Annotated in this window: 21 protein-coding genes; 9 read left to right on the forward strand and 12 right to left on the reverse strand. The window is 34.3% G+C overall.

Translation table 11 applies throughout. The features are described from left to right. Positions 1 to 9 precede the first annotated feature (9 nt). Positions 10 to 1,287, reverse strand: coding sequence for an alkaline phosphatase family protein (locus tag IPK14_27755; protein ID MBK7997028.1), 1,278 nt, complete (start codon positions 1,285 to 1,287; stop codon positions 10 to 12). Beyond that, on the reverse strand, positions 1,287 to 1,652 hold the full coding sequence (locus IPK14_27760; GenBank protein ID MBK7997029.1) for an alkaline phosphatase family protein: 366 nt from the start codon (positions 1,650 to 1,652) through the stop codon (positions 1,287 to 1,289). Before IPK14_27760 ends, IPK14_27755 begins: the two co-directional genes overlap by 1 nt. Positions 1,653 to 1,907: 255 nt before the next feature. Here IPK14_27760 and IPK14_27765 point away from each other — a divergent pair, with 255 nt between their 5' ends. Beyond that, positions 1,908 to 2,309, forward strand: a complete 402-nt coding sequence (locus tag IPK14_27765; protein ID MBK7997030.1) for a hypothetical protein — start codon at positions 1,908 to 1,910, stop codon at positions 2,307 to 2,309. Between the two features lie 557 nt (positions 2,310 to 2,866). On the opposite strand, the gene IPK14_27770 is transcribed toward IPK14_27765, so the two are convergent. From IPK14_27770 to IPK14_27800, 7 genes are all read right to left on the reverse strand, one after another. Beyond that, positions 2,867 to 3,190, reverse strand: a complete 324-nt coding sequence (locus IPK14_27770; GenBank protein ID MBK7997031.1) for a hypothetical protein — start codon at positions 3,188 to 3,190, stop codon at positions 2,867 to 2,869. Between the two features lie 17 nt (positions 3,191 to 3,207). Next, positions 3,208 to 3,669 carry a hypothetical protein gene (locus tag IPK14_27775; protein ID MBK7997032.1) on the reverse strand — a complete coding sequence of 154 codons (462 nt, stop codon included), beginning with the start codon at positions 3,667 to 3,669 and terminating at the stop codon, positions 3,208 to 3,210. Positions 3,670 to 3,710: 41 nt separating this feature from the next. Next, positions 3,711 to 4,799: a ribosome small subunit-dependent GTPase A gene (gene rsgA / locus IPK14_27780; GenBank protein MBK7997033.1), complete on the reverse strand. Its 1,089-nt coding sequence runs from the start codon at positions 4,797 to 4,799 to the stop codon at positions 3,711 to 3,713. 90 nt (positions 4,800 to 4,889) lie between these two features. Then, positions 4,890 to 6,212, reverse strand: coding sequence for an aminotransferase class III-fold pyridoxal phosphate-dependent enzyme (locus IPK14_27785; protein MBK7997034.1), 1,323 nt, complete (start codon positions 6,210 to 6,212; stop codon positions 4,890 to 4,892). 105 nt (positions 6,213 to 6,317) lie between these two features. Then, entirely contained in the window at positions 6,318 to 6,932 is a 615-nt protein-coding gene (locus IPK14_27790; protein MBK7997035.1) for a sulfoxide reductase heme-binding subunit YedZ, read from the reverse strand. 120 nt (positions 6,933 to 7,052) lie between these two features. After that, complete coding sequence (gene msrP / locus IPK14_27795; protein MBK7997036.1) at positions 7,053 to 7,868, reverse strand: protein-methionine-sulfoxide reductase catalytic subunit MsrP; 816 nt, start codon at positions 7,866 to 7,868, stop codon at positions 7,053 to 7,055. Continuing rightward, positions 7,862 to 8,044 (reverse strand): twin-arginine translocation signal domain-containing protein, encoded by a 183-nt coding sequence (locus IPK14_27800; protein ID MBK7997037.1) that lies wholly within the window; start codon positions 8,042 to 8,044, stop codon positions 7,862 to 7,864. The genes msrP and IPK14_27800 overlap by 7 nt, the downstream gene beginning before the upstream one ends. Before the next feature lie 271 nt (positions 8,045 to 8,315). On the opposite strand from IPK14_27800, the gene nadA reads away from it, so the two are divergent. The 8 genes from nadA to IPK14_27840 all read left to right on the forward strand — a co-directional run bounded on the left by nadA (position 8,316) and on the right by IPK14_27840 (position 15,664). Continuing rightward, positions 8,316 to 9,416: a quinolinate synthase NadA gene (nadA, locus tag IPK14_27805; protein ID MBK7997038.1), complete on the forward strand. Its 1,101-nt coding sequence runs from the start codon at positions 8,316 to 8,318 to the stop codon at positions 9,414 to 9,416. Between the two features lie 366 nt (positions 9,417 to 9,782). Next, positions 9,783 to 10,256 (forward strand): hypothetical protein, encoded by a 474-nt coding sequence (locus tag IPK14_27810; GenBank protein ID MBK7997039.1) that lies wholly within the window; start codon positions 9,783 to 9,785, stop codon positions 10,254 to 10,256. Then, positions 10,249 to 10,824, forward strand: coding sequence for a hypothetical protein (locus IPK14_27815; GenBank protein ID MBK7997040.1), 576 nt, complete (start codon positions 10,249 to 10,251; stop codon positions 10,822 to 10,824). Before IPK14_27810 ends, IPK14_27815 begins: the two co-directional genes overlap by 8 nt. Before the next feature lie 14 nt (positions 10,825 to 10,838). After that, positions 10,839 to 13,043, forward strand: coding sequence for a molybdopterin oxidoreductase family protein (locus tag IPK14_27820; protein ID MBK7997041.1), 2,205 nt, complete (start codon positions 10,839 to 10,841; stop codon positions 13,041 to 13,043). Between the two features lie 17 nt (positions 13,044 to 13,060). Continuing rightward, a complete protein-coding gene (locus IPK14_27825) occupies positions 13,061 to 13,690 on the forward strand; it encodes a 4Fe-4S binding protein (GenBank protein ID MBK7997042.1) in 630 nt (209 codons plus the stop codon). An 8-nt stretch (positions 13,691 to 13,698) separates the two neighbouring features. Then, on the forward strand, positions 13,699 to 14,235 hold the full coding sequence (locus tag IPK14_27830; protein MBK7997043.1) for a ubiquinol-cytochrome c reductase iron-sulfur subunit: 537 nt from the start codon (positions 13,699 to 13,701) through the stop codon (positions 14,233 to 14,235). Next, positions 14,232 to 14,462 (forward strand): hypothetical protein, encoded by a 231-nt coding sequence (locus tag IPK14_27835; protein MBK7997044.1) that lies wholly within the window; start codon positions 14,232 to 14,234, stop codon positions 14,460 to 14,462. The genes IPK14_27830 and IPK14_27835 overlap by 4 nt, the downstream gene beginning before the upstream one ends. 32 nt (positions 14,463 to 14,494) lie before the next feature. Beyond that, positions 14,495 to 15,664 (forward strand): NarK/NasA family nitrate transporter, encoded by a 1,170-nt coding sequence (locus tag IPK14_27840; GenBank protein MBK7997045.1) that lies wholly within the window; start codon positions 14,495 to 14,497, stop codon positions 15,662 to 15,664. Positions 15,665 to 15,742: 78 nt separating this feature from the next. Here the strand turns inward: IPK14_27840 and IPK14_27845 are convergent, their stop codons facing one another. The 3 genes from IPK14_27845 to IPK14_27855 all read right to left on the reverse strand — a co-directional run bounded on the left by IPK14_27845 (position 15,743) and on the right by IPK14_27855 (position 20,124). Beyond that, on the reverse strand, positions 15,743 to 18,037 hold the full coding sequence (locus IPK14_27845; protein ID MBK7997046.1) for a sigma 54-interacting transcriptional regulator: 2,295 nt from the start codon (positions 18,035 to 18,037) through the stop codon (positions 15,743 to 15,745). 242 nt (positions 18,038 to 18,279) lie between these two features. After that, the gene (locus IPK14_27850) at positions 18,280 to 19,467 is read right to left on the reverse strand and encodes a hypothetical protein (GenBank protein ID MBK7997047.1); all 1,188 of its coding nucleotides are present in this window, start codon (positions 19,465 to 19,467) and stop codon (positions 18,280 to 18,282) included. A 291-nt stretch (positions 19,468 to 19,758) separates the two neighbouring features. Further along, on the reverse strand, positions 19,759 to 20,124 hold the full coding sequence (locus IPK14_27855) for a c-type cytochrome (protein ID MBK7997048.1): 366 nt from the start codon (positions 20,122 to 20,124) through the stop codon (positions 19,759 to 19,761). Positions 20,125 to 20,264: the final 140 nt, after the last annotated feature.

Below are 20,264 nucleotides of genomic sequence, written 5' to 3' on the forward strand. Positions count from 1 at the left end.
TTCATGTAATCAGGCGCGTACTTCTTCGCTTTCTTCGTCAGAAAACTCGGCTGCTGCTACTTGGCCGCGAGAAGCCTCTTTACCAATCCTAACAGGGTTATTACGTAAAAATTCATCTGTGAAAATTTCACTCAAAACTTTGCCATCCATATCTGGCGGAACTGGTAAATTTGCTAGGTGTAAAATAGTAGGTGCTGCATCAGTAATATGTGCATTTGGCAAAGTAAGTCCGCTTTTTAGCTCCTTGGCTTTAGCTATCAAAACTCCATGTAGCCTATGAGTTCCAGAATTACCAAAAGACTTAACCATAAAGCGGTTGGACATAAAATCTAAACTTCCAAGTGAAACATAACTCATATCTTCAGGTAAAAAACAAATGTCGGGAGCATCTGTTAAATGCTCACCTGAAAAAGTTTCTTCCCGCTTGTAAATTTGGCCTATTAATTTTCCACCTGTTTTTGGGTCTTTTATTTGACGTAATTTTTCTATAACTTGATTACGCACTCGCTCATATTCTTCCCCTTGAGAAACACTTCCATCAATTTCACGTCCCTTTAGGTTAACAAATATTTGACCGTAATTACCCTTAGAAAAAGCTGTAGTTTTTGACCAATCTACATCATTAAAAGATAAAAAGAATTTATTAATTAAACCTACTTTAGATTTTTGTGTGCCAACTCCACGTGATGGACGCAGGCTCTTAAGTAAAGGATTACGAAGTAACGTGTAAGCAAATTCTGGGGTTAAGCCTAAAGAAAACATTAATTTTTTTAATCTAGTAAAAGCATCAGGCTTTAACTTAAGAAAACCTTCTTGCATTAGCCAAATATTAAAAGCGCAGTAAGTGTAAGCTGGCCCAAAACCATGATCGGAAGCTATAAAGATAGCTGTATCATCTCCTGCGGCTGATAACATATTGCCAACTTCACGATCAACCGTATCCCAATAGTCATAAATTCTTTCACGATAAAGTTTAGCTTCTTCTTTGTCGTGTCTTGGGTGAGTATCATCAAAAATATGCCAAAGTTCGTGTTGACAACGATCCGTTCCCCAAATATGAGTTACAAACATTTGCCAATCATAGTTTTGCATTAAATAGCAGTTAACTTTAGATTTATAATCTAATTCTTCATGAAGTTCTTTTAGGACATTATCCACATTACCACGAGCATAAGTTTCAGTCATATAAAGTTTATAAGGGCCAAACTTAGCTTCTAATTCTGCTAGAACCGATGCTGGTTGAGCAATATCACGCCGTCCCCTTGGAGTCATAAAGTCAGAAATCATTACTCCATTAATTGGGCTAGGTGGGTAAGTAACAGGAAAGTTAGTAGAAATTGCTGGACGTTTTTCCTCTGAAAAAAGATCCCAAAGAGCTTTCCCGCTACGTTGTGTAGCATTAGCCGCAGTTTCACGGGCTTGACCCTGGCGACGTTGGATAAATTCAAAGATCCATGTTTACCAGGATTTTTACCTGTAATAAATGATGTCCAAGCAGCAGAAGTAATTGGAGGAAAAATAGTTTCTAGTGGGCTGCGAATGCCTTCTTTCATTAACTTGGCAAGCACAGGCAACCGACCTTTAGCTATTAGTGGATCAATAAAATTAAATGTTGTACCGTCTAAACCAATAATTAGGATCTTTTTACTCAAAACTTACTCCAAATAGTGAATTACTATATTTAACCTTGGATTTTGTAATAGGTTGAACAGAAAATAAAACTCTAACTATAACCCGCCTGATTTTAGCAGGGCAAGATGTAACCGCTACAGGGTAGAAAAAACATAAAAATCTATGTAATACAGAACTTGCCAGAATAATTAAACCAAGACTATAATTAACGCAATACAACCAACCGCCCAAGAAATTGAGTTTCTTGGGCGGTTTTATTTTTGGAGGAAAAGTTTATGAGTAAAGATTATGTTATTGATGATTTGATAAAAGACTTTGAGCAAGGAAATTTATCACCTGATAAATTTCATCATACTGAACATGTAAAAGTTGCTTGGTGGTATTTATCTAACTATTCTTTATTAGAAGCTTTGACACGCTTTATTACAGGGTTAAAAAGTTTTGCTAAAAGTTTAGGTAAAGAAAATCTTTATCATGAAACCATTACTTGGGCATATATTTTGTTAATTAATGATCGATTAAATAAATCTGAGGAAAAATTGTCTTGGGATGAATTTGCTAAAAATAATGAAGATTTGCTGGATAGAAAAAATAATCCTCTAGAAAATTATTATCAAACAGATAGCTTAAAGTCTGATCTAGCTAGACGAACATTTCTTTGGCCGATAAATCTGTAAAAGTAATCAAAGTGTTAATAAGCTAAATTTAATAAAGATGCAACGATTAAAGGCCAAAATAATGGTTGCATCTTTCCAAAAAAAAATTTTGCCTAAGAATTATGGTTTTGCTTTTTTACAAGAGGAAAAGAGTATTTAACTAAAATAAACATTTGTTGTTTCTATTTCAATATCAAAGTTTTTATTGTTACAAACTTAGAATAAGGAGCTGGGCAATTTTTATACTCCTTTATAAGTTAAAATTTCTATAATTGCCTTTTGGAATTTAATGGAAATGCCCGTTGGATTAACAGTATCTTTTTGATTTTTGGCTTTAAACACAACAGTTTCACACAACAACCCTGAAAAGAATGACCTTTAATTATTATTTTCTGACTTTAGAACATAATTTGATATTTTCAATTATTGCTCGTGAAGTAGGTTGGGTCAGTAGTATAGGAAGTAAAATGGCATAATGTTCTAAGTTGTGCAGTACCAGTTAAATCAAGAATATAGCTCCTCTGCAAGTTCAGTAATTTCAAAGTTTCCTTTTCATCTGTAAAAGAAAGATCTATTTTTCACAACTTTTGCTGAGCTCTAACACAAACATCTTTCATTGGTTTGCCATTAAGATCATAGACTTTGCCACGAATTACATTGTCTATTTCAAAAACAAGGTCAAAACCTGTGTGTTTTTTATTTTCTAAAGATATAAATAACTTATTTGAAGTTAATTCATCTTTGTTTTGGGGTTTTGGGAAATAAATAAGCTTCCAACCAGAAGGAACTTCTATAAGAATTTCATATTTCCCAGGAGCTAAATCATAAATTTCATAAACTCCATTTTGGTCTGTTTTTAAGAGTATAAGTTTTATTTGACCAAAAAATTTCCCTGCTTTCAACGCTCAAACTAGTACTTCTAAAACGAACTGTCCAGAAAACGAGTTCTACCTTGTAGTTTTTTAAGATTATTTAAATAGTAATGCATATTTATAGATCTTCCCAAGTTCCTGCAAACCAAAGTTTGATTGTTGTCTGAGTTAAGATAAAAAAGAAATTCTTGGTCGATATCCTTGTCATTAAAAGCCCAGATACAACTTCCGCCACCACCTTGACCAAATATCATTTGATCACCGATTTTTAAATTTCCTTTGAAAACTTTCTCAACAACCATTTTGGTTGAAAGAACTCCCTGATAATTAGTTGTTCCTGGTTCTCTCTCCAAAGATACTACCCTTGTAATTACAACTGTGTCGGCTTTTTCATAAGCATCAAGAAGGGGAGGTGCTGGAAGACAAGAACATCCAAATGCAATGTTTACATCAAGAAATAAAACTACAAACAAAAAAAGTAAATTTAGAAAACAAGTTTTATAGAACATATGCTTGTACTTACTTACTTACTTATACATTAGATAATATATTAATCTTCCATTACCAAACGTTTGTGCTTTACTTTATTAAAACCTCGTTGCACTTTTTTAGTATCTTGCTTCTTCTGTAAAAACTTGCTAACGCTTTGTTTTTCTGCTAGTTGTGTGGACTCTTCACGTAATTTTAGAAAACTATCATAACGCTCTTGCAGTAGTTCACCTTCGCTAATTGCTCCTAAGATTGCACATTTTGCTTCTTTAGTGTGGGTGCAATTTGAAAAATGACAACTAGCAGCAAGTTCCTCTAAATCTGAAAATGTGTCTGATAAACCATCTTCACTATACCAAAGATGTAATTCTCTCATTCCAGGAGTATCAATTAGCAATGCACCTTCAGGAGAGATAAACATTTTACGGGTTGTTGTTGTATGTTTTCCTCTAGAATCACTTTCGCGGACATCCGCAGTTTTTTGGATTTCTTCAGAAAATATTTTATTGATTATTGTAGATTTACCAACACCTGATGAGCCAGTAAAAGCATAAGTTGAGCCTTCTTTGATCATAGCTTTTAACTCATCAATTCCAACATCCAACTTAGCACTAACAAGAACAATTGGAACAGTACCTGCAATTGTTTGAACTTCTTTAAGTTTTTCTTCTATGTCCTCACATAAATCTATTTTATTTAACACTATTACAGGGTTTGCTTTACCCTCAAATACCATTATTAAGTAGCGTTCTAGACGGCGGATATTAAAATCACTATCTAAACCTTGGACAATAAAGACTATATCAACATTAGTTGCAACAACTTGTTCTTCAACGCGACGACCTACGATTTTACGTGAGAAAATAGATTTTCTAGGAAGAATTTGATGAATAACAGCTTTCTCTTCTTCTGGGAAGGCTTGAAAGGCTACCCAGTCACCTACTTTGGGCAAATCTGCTGTTGAAGCAGCAAAATGCAACAACTTACCAGTAGTTTCTCCAATAATTTCACCAGATTTTGTATAGAGTAAATATTGATGACGGTTTTCTAAGGCTACTCGGCCTATTTCAAATCCTGAAGATGCAAGTGAGGAAAAATGCCCTGCAAAAAAATCATTCCAACCTAATTTACTTAAATTTAAAAATTTCATATTTCCATTACTATGTATTACATTGGGGTTAAACCTAGAAGTTAGAGAGTTTTTTGGACTCTCTAACTTGTGATAATAAAACGCTTATGGTTAATTTACTACACCTTGATCAGTGATTTCTAAACCTCTATCAATAATGTCAATACCTTCCATTAGTTGCTCTTCAGTTATACACAAAGGAGGATTGGTAAAGAAATTATTCCAACGTACAAAAGTATAGAGTCCATTTTCACGGAAAAAGGCTGCTAATTTGGTCATTTCCGGCGATGTGCCGTTAAATGGTGCCATAGGTTCTTTAGTTTTACGGTTGCGAACTAGTTCAACAATTCCAAATAGTCCTATTGAGCGAGTTTCACCAATAGAAGGATGTTTTTCTGTCAACCTGGCTAATTCACGTTTTAAGATTTCACCCATACGACGGGCGTTTTCAATTAAATTATCTTGTTTATAAACTTCTATTGTTGCAAGTGCTGCTGCACAAGACATTGGATGCGAATTATAGGTTAACCCACCAGCAAAAACTTTGCTATTAAAAAATTCTGCAATTTCATCTTTAACAGCTAAAGCTCCCATAGGTAAATAAGCACTAGTTAAACCCTTAGCCATTGGCATTAAATCAGGAACAACTTTCCAATGATCTACCGCAAACCATTCACCAGTACGACCAAAACCGCTCATTACTTCATCACAAACTAGTAAAATGCCGTGTTTATCGCAAAGTGAGCGTAGGCCCTGCATATAACCATCTGGCGGGACAATAATGCCGTTTGTACCTGTTACAGATTCAACAAACATTGCTGCAATTGTATGAGGCCCTTCATACATCATTACTTCTTCAACATGATTTAAGCAATCAAGTGTGCAGGCATCAGCCATTTTGCAGAAATTACAACGATAACGATAAGGGTCAAATACTCGTAAAACTCCAGAAATAGCTGGCTCATTAGCCCAACGACGAGGATCACCTGTTAGGGTCATCGCTCCAGCCGTTGCTCCATGATAGCTACGATATCTGGCAATTAATTTATGTCGTCCAGTATAGGCTCTAGCCATCTTTATTGCATTTTCATTAGCTTCTGCTCCACCTAGTGTAAAGAAAAACTTATTAAGGCTACCAGGTGTAATTTCTGATAAAACTTGGCCTAAACGCGCCCGCGCTTCTGTTGCCATAAAAGGGTTAGCATAGGGAAGAGCATCAGCTTGTTTTTTTATTGCTTCAATTACTCGTTCATCACCATGACCAATGTTTACACACATAAGCTGGGAATTAAAATCTATAAATCTTTTTCCATCTGGTTGCCAAAAGTAAACGCCTTTGGCTTTGGCTACGGGGATAGGGTTAATTGCGGATTGGGCTGACCATTCATAAATACTATGTCTTTTGCAAAGTTCGATCATCTCATCGGCATTCATTACGCCGATTGTTGCTGCTGTCATGTGTTTTCCTCTCAATTAGTTTTGTCTTTAATAAGCTTAAAATATTAGCCAAAAAATTATAGCTTGAGTTAAAAATTTTTCCTATCCACGCGAAGGTTTAAATAAACTAGATGTTTCTGAGCGTGCAGTAAAATAACGATACCCAAGCAATACTAATATTAGTACCATAAATATTAGTGGTCGGCTAGTGTCTATTTTTACTGACATCCAATAGTGTATTGCTCCTAATATAGTTGCATGATAAGCAAAACGGTGTAACTTGCGCCAGCGTTGTCCGCCTAGTTGTTTAACCATTCTATTTGCTGAAGTTATAGCTAGTAAAATTAAAATTACAAATGCAACCATACCAACAGCTATATATTGACGCTTAAGGACATCGCTAATAATTTTAGCTATATCAACAAACTTAGTTAACCATGCATAGGAAAGAAAATGTAAGAACGCATAAAAGAAAGCAAATAACCCTAACATTCTTCTATATCTAGTTAAATTATGCCATTTAGTTATTTTACGTAGTGGAGTAATAGATAAAGTGATGATTAGAAAAATTAAGGCACAACTTCCAGTTGTATGAATTAGAAATTCCTGTGGATTTGCACCTAATTTTTGATGATAAGCATCCCAAAGCATTAATGTTAAAGGAATTAACCCATTGATGAAAATAATTATCTTGTTAAATTGTAAGTCTTTATTCATAGATTAATTAACTGCCCAGCGATAAATCACTGGGCTATTATCATATGCTCTTGAAAAGGGCATTGAAGGATTTTAATTTTTAGAATTTATAATCATTAGAAATTTTGTATTTACTCTATATTAATAATATTTATTTAAGTCCATACCATTATATAAGCTTGCTACTTGTTCGCCATATCCATTAAAAATGCTTGTGTCTCTATAAGAATATTCTCCAATACGTCTTTCTTCGGCTTGGCTCCAACGTGGGTGAGAGACTTTTGGATTAACATTAGCATAAAAACCGTATTCACTAGGTGCTTCTAAATTCCAAGTAGTAACTGGCTGACGATCTACTAATTTAATTTTCACTATGGATTTAATACTCTTAAACCCATATTTCCAAGGAACTACTAAGCGAATAGGCGCACCATTAGCAGGAAGTAAAACTTTTCCATAAAGTCCAACAGCTAAAATTGTCAGTGGGTGCAATGCTTCATCCATTCGCAGACCTTCTTTATAAGGCCAATCCAACACGCTAAAAAAAGACATTGGCCCAGTTTTTTGGTTTGGCATTCTTTCAGGATCCACTAGCGTTTCAAAGGTTACATATTTAGCACTTGACAGGGGTTCAACTTGTTCAAGTAATTTTCCTAGCGGCAGCCCTACCCAAGGAATAACCATTGACCAAGTTTCTACGCAACGTAGTCTATAAGTGCGTTCTTCAAGTGGAGCGATTCGGAAAATTTCGTCTAAATCAAAGGTTTTTGGTTTATTTGCTAAACCTTCAATGGTTAGCGTCCAAGGTCTAGCAACAAATTTTTTTGCTGCTCGTGCTACCCCATTTTTAGAAGTAGAAAACTCATAGAAATTATTGTAATTAGTTATATCAATAAAATCTGTAGGCTCATCGCCATTTAAGTTTAATGGGACACTAGAAGGTTTAAGGTCTAAAATTTTATCTTGGCTGACAACAGTTTTTCTTCAGGAACAAAGAGTTGACGATAGGCAAACCCTGTAGCCACAGTGCTAGCAGCCAAAGCACCAGCACGAATAAAGTTACGTCTAGAAAAATAAGTCTTTTCTTCTGTTATTTCACTGGCTTTAATATCTTCTGGTTTTTTAATTAACATAATATTTAAGCTATAAAAAATCTTTTAATATTTATTCTTTAATAATCAGTCTAAAAGGCTAATTATTCCACAGGCTTGAGAGAAAGTTAAAGCGTGTTTTCACAGGCAGTTATCTAGTTAAAATTTGTTTGTAAAAATTTGCCTAAAAATAAGTCTAGGGACTTTGTGATTTTTTTCACTTGACACTTAATTACTAACTGAATTAAGATGATGGCAGTTGAGCTAGTGAAAATTTTCTCAAGCTCATAACTTGTTGATGGAGAATAAGAAAATGCAAGTAGCAACCTTAAAAAGAGTGACCCGACCTTTTGAAGCTTACTTTAATATTAATCAACCTGAGTTAAGCGAAAGAATCGAAGCAATTCGACGCGAGTTAGGGGATGAGTTAGTAATTCTAGGGCATCACTATCAACGTGATGACGTGATTTGTCACTCAGATCTTAGAGGTGACTCTTTTAAGCTTTCAGAAATGGCTGCAAAGCGTTCGGCTGAATATATTATTTTTTGTGGTGTGCATTTTATGGCTGAATCAGCAGACATTTTAAGCAAATCCCATCAAAAAGTAATTTTGCCAGATTTAGCCGCAGGTTGCTCAATGGCTGATATGGCAACAATTGGTCAAGTGGAAACAGCTTGGGAAGAACTAGCAGACTTAGGTATTACATCTATTCTACCTATTACTTATATGAATTCTACTGCTGCTGTAAAAGCTTTTTGTGGTGAACGTGGTGGGGCGGTTTGTACTTCTTCAAATGCTAAAGGGATTTTTGATTGGGCTTGGGGACAAAGAGAAAAGATTTTCTTTTTCCCTGATCAACACCTAGGCCGTAATACTGCTTTTGCTAAAGGTATCCCATTAGAAGAAATGGTAGTTTGGGATCCTTATCAAGAACTTGGTGGAAATAGCCAGGAAGCTTTAGAAAAAGCTAAAATTATTTTATGGAAAGGACATTGTTCTGTACATAATCGTTTTCAACCTTGGCATGTTGATGATGTTCGCAAAGAACACCCTGGAATTAATGTTTTAGTGCATCCTGAATGCCGTTGGGAAGTAGTTCAAAAAGCTGATTTTGCTGGATCGACCGAATATATTATTAAAATGATTGCCAATAGTGAACCAGGTAGTCAATGGGCAATAGGTACAGAAGTTAACTTAGTAAATCGTCTAAAAAATGAATATCCTGACCGATTTGTTAGACTTCTTTCCCCAGATCTTTGTATGTGTTCAACTATGTTTCGTATTGCTCCAGAAAATCTACTTTGGGCATTAGATAACTTAAAAGCTGGTGAAATTGTTAATCAAATAGTTGTTCCAGAAAAGGTTGCTCATTGGGCTAGAGTAGCACTAGATCGTATGCTAGCCGTCCAATAGAATAAGCAATTTTTCTTAAGACTTGTCTATCAAACCTAACCAAATGTTTGTTGGGTTTGATAGACATTTTCATTTTTAGCTCAATCCTAAAGCTATAAAATTCTCTCAAGCAAATCTGAGAAAAATTTCCCACTTTAAAATATATATGTTATAGTTTCGCTATTAGAAGTAACTAGTGTAGTTTCTATACTTCTTTTTACAGAAACAGAATTCCATATAGCAATTTTTAGGAAAATTTTAACATAAGCCTTTATTAATAATAGTTTTACAAACCATTGAGATTTAATTTCTATTAAGTTTTGGAAAGGTTTGTGGAGCAAAATTTGCTAGTAAGCAGATTGTTAAAAAATAGAGAGGAATTAATTAGTGGCAAAAGAGAAACTTAAAGCAACATTTTGGGCAATATTAGTAACAGCTTTGTTGGCAATAATGATTGTATTAGGTTCACGTCGTTTAGCACATTTTGACGCTGCATTAGTCGGTTATACTTTTGCAGTTTTATTTGCTGTCTTTGGTTTAACTTATCGCTATTCAATGTGGCTTCAAAGACCCCCAACAGCACTTTATTGGAAACGAGGCTGGGAAACTTTCTTATCTCCAAAATACCTAGTTACTAATATTAAGCATTGGTTTGAGCGAGTAAGCTTAAACTTTCTGTTTAACCGCTTTATTTATAAAAGAGATAAATTTAGGTGGGTAGCACATTGGTTTATTATGTGGGGTTGTTTGCTGGCAACAGCAATAACTTTTCCTTTGGTTTTTGGTTGGATTCACTTTGAAACCGTCCCAGAAAATATAGCTTGGTATCGAAACATATTTTTTTGGTTTTCCTATGTTTGATTTTCCAACAGAGTCTATTGTAGGTTTTTTTATCTTTCATGGATTAGTCTGGGCCTCAATAGCTGTAATTATTGGGGTAGTAGTCGCAATGAGGCGACGAATGAGAGATCATGGAGCCGCTGCTTTACAGCAATTTGGAGAAGATTTTTTACCTCTAATACTACTTTTTGCTATTAGTATTACAGGATTAATGCTTACGGTTAGCTATAGCTGGATGAAAGGTTATGGTTATGATTTTCTAGCTATTTTTCATGCTATAACCGTCATATTTACATTGCTTTGGCTTCCATTTGGTAAATTTTTCCATATTTTTCAAAGACCTGCACAACTAGGAGTTAGTTTTTATAAAGAAATAGGAAAACAAGAAGCTATGGCTTGTTGTAGTAATTGCGGACAAGAGTTTGCTTCACAAATGCATGTCAAAGATTTAATTGAAGTGGAAAAACAATTAGGTTATCGCTATGAGATGGATAATCAAAAATTTAAACATTACCAATGGGTTTGTCCTCCTTGTCGCCGTCGTACATTGGCAATTGCTCAGGGCAAGCTTTGGAATTATAAAGATTAAGGACTATTTAACTTATGGCAACAATACTAGGTGATCCAACAAAATTAGTTGAACAATTTGGCCCAAATCTAGCATTTAATCGAGGTCAACAATTAGCAACAGCAATTGAACCTGATTGTTTAGTTAAAACTCACTGTTGTTTTTGTGGTCAACAATGCGGCATACAACTTAAGGTAAAAGATAATGTGGTAATTGGCTTTGAACCTAGAGAAGATTTTCCATTTAACCATGGAATGCTTTGCCCAAAGGGGGTTAAGCGTTATTTACAAGGCGCACATCCTGACCGTTTGTTAACAGCTTATCGTCGTAGCAATAGTCCAAGTGGTTTTGAATCAATTAGTTACAATGAAGCAATCAAAATTGTAGCCCAAGAAATTAATCGTATTCAATCACAATATGGGAAAGATGCTTTTGGCGTTCTTAGTGGGGCAAGTCTTACTACAGAAAAGGCTTATTTAATGGGTAAATTTGCTCGAACCTGCTTAAAAACACCATACATTGATTATAATGGTCGGCTTTGTATGGTTAGTGCTGGAGCCGCTAATAAAAAAGCTTTTGGCATAGATCGTGCGGCTAATCCTTGGTCAGATATTATTGGCACAGAAGTAGTTTGGATTAGTGGAGCAAATGTTGCTGAATGCGCTCCAATTACTACAAATTATGTTTGGCAAGCTCGGGAACATGGAGCAAAAATCATTGTAGTTGACCCTCGTATTACTCCTATTGCTCGAACAGCAGATATTTTTATCCCCATAAAACCAGGTCGTGATATAGCTCTTTTTAACGGTATTCTTCACTTAATGATAGAAAAAGATTGGTTAGACCATGAATTTATTAAGAATAATACTGTAGGGTTTGAGGAAGTCGCCAAACATGTTAAAGAGTGGACACCAAAGAAAACTGCTGAAATAACAGGAGTTGCAGAAAAAATAATGTATCAAGCTGCTGAAGGTTGGGGAAAAGCTAAAAGCAGTTTTCTTTTACATGCTCGTGGTATTGAACACCATAGTCATGGGGTAGAAAATGTTTTAGGAGCAATACAAATTGTTTTAGCTTCTGGTCGGATTGGGCGTAAAAACTGTGGTTATGCAACAATAACTGGTCAAGGTAATGGTCAAGGTGGACGTGAGCATGGTCAAAAATGCGATCAATTACCAGGTGCAAGAGATATAAGCAACCCAGAACACCGCGAATATATAGCTAAAGTTTGGGACGTTAAACCAGATGAAATTCCTATGGCTGGTGTAGATGCTTATGAGCTTATCCGTAAGATTGACCGAGGAGAAATAAAAGGTCTACTTTCCTTATGTTTTAATCCTAAAGTTTCACTGCCTGATAGTAATTTTGTTACACGTGCATTAGAAAAGCTTGAGTTTTATGTTGTGATAGATTTTTTTCTAAATGAATCAGCACATCACGCCGATATTGTGCTGCCAGGCTCTTTACATGAAGAAGATGAAGGAGTTGTAACACAAATTGAAGGCAGAGTAATTAAAATTAACAAAGCTGTTGAACCTCCGGGAGAGGCTCGCCAGGACTGGAAAATTATTCAAGATATCGCTAAAGAATTAGGTAGAGAAAAGGGATTTACCTTTAATAGTCCAAAAGAAATTTTTGAGGAGCTAAAACTAGCTTCAAAAGGTGGGGTGGCTGATTATTCAGGTATTACTTATGAAAAAATTGAAGCACAAAATGGTGTGTTTTGGCCCTGTCCTAGCCCTGAACATTTAGGCACGCTAAGACTTTTTGAAACAGGCTCTTATAACCCTGTTGCTAAAGGTGCTGGGCCATTTTACTTTCCTGATGGTAAAGCTAGGTTTAATGTTTCTAAATATCGTCCACCAATGGAAGATATAGATCAAGAATACCCAATTATTCTTACTACAGGACGTGTAGTAAGTCAGTTTCTTTCTGGCACACAAACTAGGCGTATTGGCCCACTAGTTAATCAATATCCAGAACCACAAGTAGAAATTCATAAAGTTCTAGCAGAAAAACTAAATATAAAAGACGGTGAGTTAATTACAGTTGAGTCAAGGCGGGGTAGTTGTACATTAAAAGCTCATGTTATTACTACGATTCGACCAGATACAATTTTTATTGCATACCATTGGCCGGGCCAAAAAAGTGCCAATTTACTAACAATTGCTGCACAAGATCCTATTTCAAAAATTCCTGAATATAAGGTTTGTGCCGTTCGTATCAAAAAAACACAATAAAATAGGGGGCAGCAGTTATGTCACTGGCTAATTATATGGAATTTTTTATTGATCCAAATCGCTGTATTGGTTGTCAATCCTGTGTTCAAGCTTGTAGCGAATGTGACACGCACAAAGGGCATTCAATGATTCATCTGGAATATGCAAACAGATCTTTTTCTGTTCAAACCTTTCCAGTTGTTTGTATGCACTGTCAATCGCCTACTTGCGCAGAAGTTTGCCCTGCGGATGCAATCAAAAAATCAGAAGATGGTGTTGTTCACACTGCCCGAAAAGCTCGTTGTATTGCTTGCGGTAATTGTGTAATAGCCTGTCCTTTTGGAGTTCCTGAGTTAAAGCCTGAACTAGAAATAATGATGAAGTGTGATATGTGTTATGACCGTACTTCAGTAGGGAAACGCCCAATGTGCGCTACAGTTTGCCCTAGTCAAGCTTTGTTTTTTGGAACAAGAGAAGAAATTGAAAAACTTCGTCCTCGTTCTCGTCCTGTAAATCAATTCCAATTTGGGCTTCATACAATTACTACTAAAGTAAAAATGATGCTACCTAAAGATACCCAAGAAAACCATATTGATGTAACTGCTGCACTAGAAGACCAACCCATTGATAAAAGCTTTTCACTAGAGGATTTAATAAATAATTTTTAGGGGGAGTTATGAAAGAGACTAAAGAAAATAAAACTGTTGCTCCAAACGGAGAAGCTGAACAACCCGCTTGGCGAAGAGATTTTCCTATTGACTGGGAACAAGATAACTATGTAGCAAGACGTGATTTTACAAAGTTTTTAACACTTACTAGCTTTGCTTTTGTTGCAGGTCAATTTTGGATTGGAATAAAAAGCTTGTTTCAAAAACAAAAACTCCCATTAATCAAGCAAGTTACTAAAGTAAATGAAATTAAGGTAGGAGAAAGTAAAGTATTCTCTTATCCTCTCCCAGAAGATAAATGTGTGTTGGTAAGGTTAGATGAGCAAAATTTTGTTGCTTATAACCAAGCTTGTACACATCTTTCTTGCCCAGTAATTCCAGACCCTAAAGCAGATTGTTTAAGATGTCCGTGCCATCAAGGGCTTTTTGATCTTAAAACAGGTCGTCCAATGGCTGGCCCACCTCGCCGACCATTACCACGTATTCAACTAGAAATTCGTGAAGGCCAAATTTATGCCATTGGTGTTGAGGAACAAGTTATATGAAAAAACAGTCTGAACCTGAAAATAAACTTACTATTGTTTATGGAATCCTTTGTATAGTGTTGATAATAGTGATATTACAGCTTTGGCTGTTAACTGCAACAATGAATGCTTATTTAGGCGGAGATACTTCAGTTATTTGGAAAGCAGCAGGGGCTAGCCTTTTTTGCTTTCTATTAAATGTGGGGTTGATTTGGAATCTTTACTCTTTAGAGCATACAGGTAAATAAACTTAAATAAAAAATAAGTTAAAGGAGAATTTATGACAAATCAAAGCCCTGATGCTTCAAAAACTAATACTTTACAATTAATACTAGCTACAGGTGCATTTGCAGTTTGTTTTTCAATTTTTGGCTCTGTTTCAGCAATGATGCCTATTTTACGTAAGCAATTAGGACTTGATCCTATACAAGTAAGCATTGCATTAGCTTTTCCTGTACTTTTAGGTAGTTTAGGACGTATTCCATTAGGCATTTTAACTGATCGTTATGGTGGTAGATTAATTTTTTCAATAATAATGTTTTTATCTATAATTCCAGCTTTTTTAATGGGTTTTGTTGGTTCTTACACACAACTACTTGTTTGTAGCCTTTTTATTGGAATTGCGCTAGCTAGTTTTTCGGTTGGGGTAGGTTTTGTTAGTGGTTGGTATTCAGCCGAACGCCAAGGTATGGCATTAGGTGTTTATGGAGCAGGTAACGCAGGGCAATCCTTAGCGGCTTTTGGCGCGCCTATAATTGCAGGAATGTTTGGCTATCGTTGGGGGTTTTGGGTATTTGCTGTTTTAACTTTGGCTTGGTTGATTGTTTTTATTTTAGCTGCTCGTAATGCTCCTAAAACTACAGCCCCTAAAACACTTAAACAAGTTATTGAACCTCTAAAAGATAAGCAAAGTTGGAAGTTAAGTTTGTATTACTTTTTAACTTTTGGTGGTTTTGTGGCGATGAGTGTCTATCTACCAACATTTCTAACAGAACTCTTTAAGCTAAGTGTTCAAGATGCAGGACTAAGAACAGCAGGTTTTGTTTTGCTAGCTACTGCAATGCGTCCTGTAGGAGGTGCTTTAGCTGATCGTGTAGGAGGTAGAACTATTTTATGTGGAGTTTTTCCATTTATAACTGTGATGGCTTTATTAATGTCTATACCTTCAATAATTACTTTTACTATAGGTGCATTAGGAATGGCAGCCGCAATTGGTTTAGGCAATGGAGCCGTTTTTCAATTAGTGCCAGAATACTTTCCTAAATCTGTAGGTAGTGTTACAGGTTTAGTTGGTGCAGCAGGCGGGTTAGGAGGATTTTTTCCACCTCTTCTTTTAGGGACTATTAAACAAACTACAGATTCTTTTACAGGTGGTTTTATTTTACTGGCTGTATTTGCAATTTTTTGTTTTTTAATTGTTTGGCAAGTAAGAACAAAAACTTTTCAATAAGCTTAGAAAATAAAAAGATATAAATATCTCTTTATTTAATTTATATTCTAGTTAGTTTTTATGAATATAGACTTAAAGTTAGCTATCTAGGTCTAATTCCTTTAGATGTCTATACAAAGTGCTTCTAGCTATTCCTAAAATTCTTGCAGCAGCAGCACGATTACCATTAGCTTGGGCTAATGCTTCTAAAATGCGCTTCTTTTCTGAGAAATTAGCTTTTTCCTTATTTTTTTGTATATAAGAGGTAAGGTTTTTTTCAGTTAATAAGATTTCCATTTTAGTTAATGAAGGAGGAAGATCATCAATTTGAATAATTTCATTTGTAGAATGTATAACAGCAAAATCTATTGCATTTTTTAGCTCACGAACATTTCCGGGCCAGTTATATTCTATAAGTAGTTCCATAGCATCAGAATTAATTTTTTTAGCAGGAGTTTTAGATGTAGAAACTGCCATTTCTAAAAAATATGCTACTAGTAGAGGAATATCCTCTTGTCGTTCCTGTAATGCTGGAAGATTAATATTTGCAACACTTATACGATAAAATAGGTCTTGACGAAATGTTTTTGCTTCTACAGCTTTATATAAATTTTGGTGTGTAGCAGTAATTATTCTTACATCTATTTTTCGTGGTTTTGTTTCTCCTAATCGGATTATTTCTTTTTCCTGTAAAACTCTTAGAAGTGTAGCTTGCATATTTAGGGGAATATCACCTATTTCATCAAGAAATAATGTTCCACCTTCAGCAGCTTCAAAGAAGCCTATTTGATCAGCTACAGCACCAGTAAAAGAGCCTCGTTTATGCCCAAAAAGCTGGCTAGTTAAAACTGATTCTGTTAGTCCAGCAGTATTAACAGCAATAAAAGGTTTTTTCTTGCGTTCGCTTAGGTTATGTATTGCACGAGCCACAAGTTCTTTACCTGTTCCTGTTTGGCCTAAAATTAAGACTGTACTATCTACTTTAGCTAGATTTTGAATCTGTTTACAAACAACACGTATGCTAGAACTTTCTCCAACAATTCCTTGAAATAAAGTTGGCTCTTTTATTAAAGAGCGCAAATCATATATTTCTGAAACATCATAAAAGAAGATTAATTTTCTGCTTTTCCTACTAGGGTCGGTTTGTACTTCTACTTCTGCCCAACATTCTTTTTCTTTCTCCAGATTTAATTTCATTGTCACTTTTTCTTTATTTTCTGGATTTGCTATTAAATATTGTAACTTTATTTTATCTGATTTATTTAATGGTAATATTTCTAGATAATTTTTATGTAAGACAGATTGTTTTTCAAGATTAAAAATTTGTTCTGCCGTTTCATTAAAAAACTCTATAAGATTTTTTTCATCAATTACTAAAACACCTACACTTAAATTATTGAGAACAGATAGTAGATTTTCATTAACTTTTTCTAAATCTTGATTAAGTAAAAGTAATGTATTTTTATGTTGATTAAGTTCTAATGTTCTTTCTGAGACAGCTTTTTCTAGTTTTTTAGTTTGATAAATTAAATGTTTAACCCGGCCTTTGTAAAAAACAAAACCTAATAAACCAATAGAAACAACACAAAATAAATAAAAAGGTTTTGTTTGGTAAAATTTAGGTTGAATATAAAACTTTAATGTAGTTCCAGTTTCATTCCAAATGCCATCATTATTACAAGCTATCACCTTAAATATATAATTTCCTGGGCTAAGATTTGTGTAATAAGCATTTCGTCTTGAGCCAACTTCAACCCAATTTTTATCATAACCCTCTAATTTATACTTAAAAAATACTTTTTCTGGATTAACAAAACTTAAAGCCGTGTAGGAAATTTCTAAATCTATGTTGCCAGGCGCAATTATATTTTCTTTAGAAAGAAGAAATTCTTTTTTATTTACTAGTAGTTGTTCTATAAAAACGGGTGGAGGAAGCAGATTTATTTTTTCTGCATCAATTTTAACAACTCCATTAATTGTAGGAAACCATATTTGATTATCTTTTGTTAAATGTGCAGCAGGTTGTGTTCCTCCATTACATTCATTGCTTTTCATTCCATCTTTTATATTGTAAATAACTGCATAGATTTGGCTTATTCTTTTTTCTGCAAAGTCTTCTAAGTCTTTTTTCTTGATCTTAAAAATACCTTTATTGCTGCTAAACCAAAAATTTTGTCTTCTATCAACAATAATTGAGGAAAGAAAATTATTTGGAAGTCCTTCTTTTTCTGTAAAATCACTAAATTTGTTTTCTTTTAGACGGCAAAGTCCGCCTCCATAAGTTCCAATCCAAACGCTACCATCAATATCTGGATAAATAGCTCTAACAAAGTTGTCTGATAAACCATTTTCTTTAGTGTAATTAACAAATTTTCCATTTTTTAAATGGCTCAAACCTTCTTTAGTCCCAATCCATAAATCATTGTCTTGACCCTCTATAATAAATCTTACATCGTTATTAACTAGGCCATCTTTTTGTGTATAAACTATTGTTAGCTCTTCATTTTTGATTTTGCCTAGTCCTTTTGTAGTACCACACCAAACTTCCCCATTCTTACTTTTATAAAAAGATAAAATAGCTTTATTAAGAGTTTGCTCGTTTTTAAGTAAAGTAACTTTATCCTCTTTAAGATATGCTAAACCTTGTGACCAACTACCAAAAAAATTTTTCCGTCATTATCGGCAAAAATACCCCAAGCACACATCTCAGGAATATCTTCATTTTTTTTATAAAAAGTAGTTTGTCCATTAGTAATTTTAAGTATTCCTTCACAACCAGCCGAAACCCAAATATTTCCTAATTTGTCTTCAGTTACTGCATTTGTTGAATAAGAAGAATCTTGTTCTCCAAATACTTGGGTCTTTTTTTCTGTAAGCTTGTAAAGTCCACTAGTACGACTACCAATCCAAATATTTTCTTCTCTATCTTGGATTATTACCTCAAAGGTGTCTTCTGGAAAATAATCTAAAACTGTCCAAATACCATTTTTTAATTGATGAACTTTATCAGTTCCTACCCAAATAACTCCATTTTTGTCTTCAAAAATAGCTCTTACTTCTGTACTTGGAGCATTTTTATCTTTATATAGAACAAATTGATCTTGGGCAAAATATGCTAGTCCTAGGGCAGTACCTACCAACACATTTCCATTACGAGTTACATATATTCTTCTTATTTTGTCATTAGCTAATTCTTCAGCAATTTTGTAAAAAATGGCATTTTTTTCATTAAAACAAATTATTTTATTACCAGCAGCAGCCCAAATTTCTTTTTGATCTTGTTTAACAGCTATTTTATGTAAAGAAGTAAATATATTTGTGTTTTTATAAACTAGAAATTTATTTTCCTGCTCTTGGTAAGTGTATATTCCAACACCTGTTGCTACTAATATGCCACCATCTAATGTTGGGACTATATTAAAAATCTGAGCTTTTGGAAGGCCAGCATCAGTAGCATAATTAATAAATTCCCCTTGCTGATATTTATAAATTCCTTTGTCTTCTGTTCCAACCCAAATATTACCTTTTAAGTCCTCTGAAAGCGTAGTTATTCTATTACTAATAACTAATGAAGCATTATAGCTGTTAAAATTAGTAAACTTAACTCCATCAAATCGAGTTATTCCACTTGTAGAAGCAATCCATAAATAACCGTCTTTTGTTTGTAAAATATCTTTAACAGTATCTTGAGATAAGCCATCTTGAGTTAACCAATTTTGATAAAGATATTGCTCATCTTTTTTGTAATTGGTTAAGTCAGAAGCAAAAACTGTGCTACAACTTAGTATTATAAATACTTGTAGTAAATATATTAGTTTGTACATACTTAAAAACTATATAACTTAGCTCATGAGAACTTCTTATAATATTATTGTTTTTTTTATTAATGGAAATGCAACAAGGAGTAAAATTTTGACAAAGTAATTACTTGCAGAACATAGAAAATAAAAAGTAAGAAGAATAATTTCTTAATTAAAGAGATTGTTTACTAATAAAGAGATAATATAATTAAGTATTAGAAGAATGAAGAGGAAATAAAGAGAAAATAAACTAAAAAACTAAAGTTAAGAAAAATAAATTCCTAACTTTAGTTTTATTAAAAGTTTGAGTTGTCGTTACTTCCAGCCTTTTTGAGCCTGGGCCCAAACATAATTGGCTACAGCATCTATCTCAGCAGGCTTTAGACTATCTTTATAAGCTGGCATAACACCAGCACCTTCAGAAATACGTTTTTTAATATCTTCGGGGCCATTAAATCCAAATTTCTTTAATGTTGCTAGTTCTAAAGTTTTTTCTGCTTCTACTACATTTTTGCCACCAGCATGGCAAGTTGTACATTCTGTTTTAAAGATTTTTGCACCTACATTAGCTGAACCACTGCTTTTTTTAGTGCTTTTCTTTTGTCCCATTACAGGGCTGATTAGTGTTAAGGAAAGCATAAAAACAAAAGCCAGCAGCGCAAATATTTTTACTTTCTTCATTAAAATTTTCCTCCAGCAGACTAAAAAATTTCGGCAATTATAACATAGCATTGAATATTTAAGACTAGGTGAAATCGCTATATTAACGCAGCTTGGATGCTTTTAAATGGAATGAAAGATGTATCGACTTTTGGTGAGGT

The organism is Blastocatellia bacterium, from assembly GCA_016713405.1.
Classification (GTDB): domain Bacteria; phylum Acidobacteriota; class Blastocatellia; order Chloracidobacteriales; family JADJPF01; genus JADJPF01.

Excerpts from the sequence above, each read along its gene's own strand:
- IPK14_27755 (MBK7997028.1), bottom strand. The coding sequence starts at position 1,287 with ATGATTTCTGACTTTATGACTCCAAGGGGACGGCGTGATATTGCTCAA.
- IPK14_27765 (MBK7997030.1), top strand. The coding sequence starts at position 1,908 with ATGAGTAAAGATTATGTTATTGATGATTTGATAAAAGACTTTGAGCAA.
- IPK14_27775 (MBK7997032.1), bottom strand. The coding sequence starts at position 3,669 with ATGTTCTATAAAACTTGTTTTCTAAATTTACTTTTTTTGTTTGTAGTT.
- rsgA (MBK7997033.1), bottom strand. The coding sequence starts at position 4,799 with ATGAAATTTTTAAATTTAAGTAAATTAGGTTGGAATGATTTTTTTGCA.
- IPK14_27785 (MBK7997034.1), bottom strand. The coding sequence starts at position 6,212 with ATGAATGCCGATGAGATGATCGAACTTTGCAAAAGACATAGTATTTAT.
- IPK14_27790 (MBK7997035.1), bottom strand. The coding sequence starts at position 6,932 with ATGAATAAAGACTTACAATTTAACAAGATAATTATTTTCATCAATGGG.
- IPK14_27800 (MBK7997037.1), bottom strand. The coding sequence starts at position 8,044 with ATGTTAATTAAAAAACCAGAAGATATTAAAGCCAGTGAAATAACAGAA.
- nadA (MBK7997038.1), top strand. The coding sequence starts at position 8,316 with ATGCAAGTAGCAACCTTAAAAAGAGTGACCCGACCTTTTGAAGCTTAC.
- IPK14_27815 (MBK7997040.1), top strand. The coding sequence starts at position 10,249 with ATGTTTGATTTTCCAACAGAGTCTATTGTAGGTTTTTTTATCTTTCAT.
- IPK14_27820 (MBK7997041.1), top strand. The coding sequence starts at position 10,839 with ATGGCAACAATACTAGGTGATCCAACAAAATTAGTTGAACAATTTGGC.
- IPK14_27825 (MBK7997042.1), top strand. The coding sequence starts at position 13,061 with ATGTCACTGGCTAATTATATGGAATTTTTTATTGATCCAAATCGCTGT.
- IPK14_27830 (MBK7997043.1), top strand. The coding sequence starts at position 13,699 with ATGAAAGAGACTAAAGAAAATAAAACTGTTGCTCCAAACGGAGAAGCT.
- IPK14_27835 (MBK7997044.1), top strand. The coding sequence starts at position 14,232 with ATGAAAAAACAGTCTGAACCTGAAAATAAACTTACTATTGTTTATGGA.
- IPK14_27840 (MBK7997045.1), top strand. The coding sequence starts at position 14,495 with ATGACAAATCAAAGCCCTGATGCTTCAAAAACTAATACTTTACAATTA.
- IPK14_27850 (MBK7997047.1), bottom strand. The coding sequence starts at position 19,467 with ATGTACAAACTAATATATTTACTACAAGTATTTATAATACTAAGTTGT.
- IPK14_27855 (MBK7997048.1), bottom strand. The coding sequence starts at position 20,124 with ATGAAGAAAGTAAAAATATTTGCGCTGCTGGCTTTTGTTTTTATGCTT.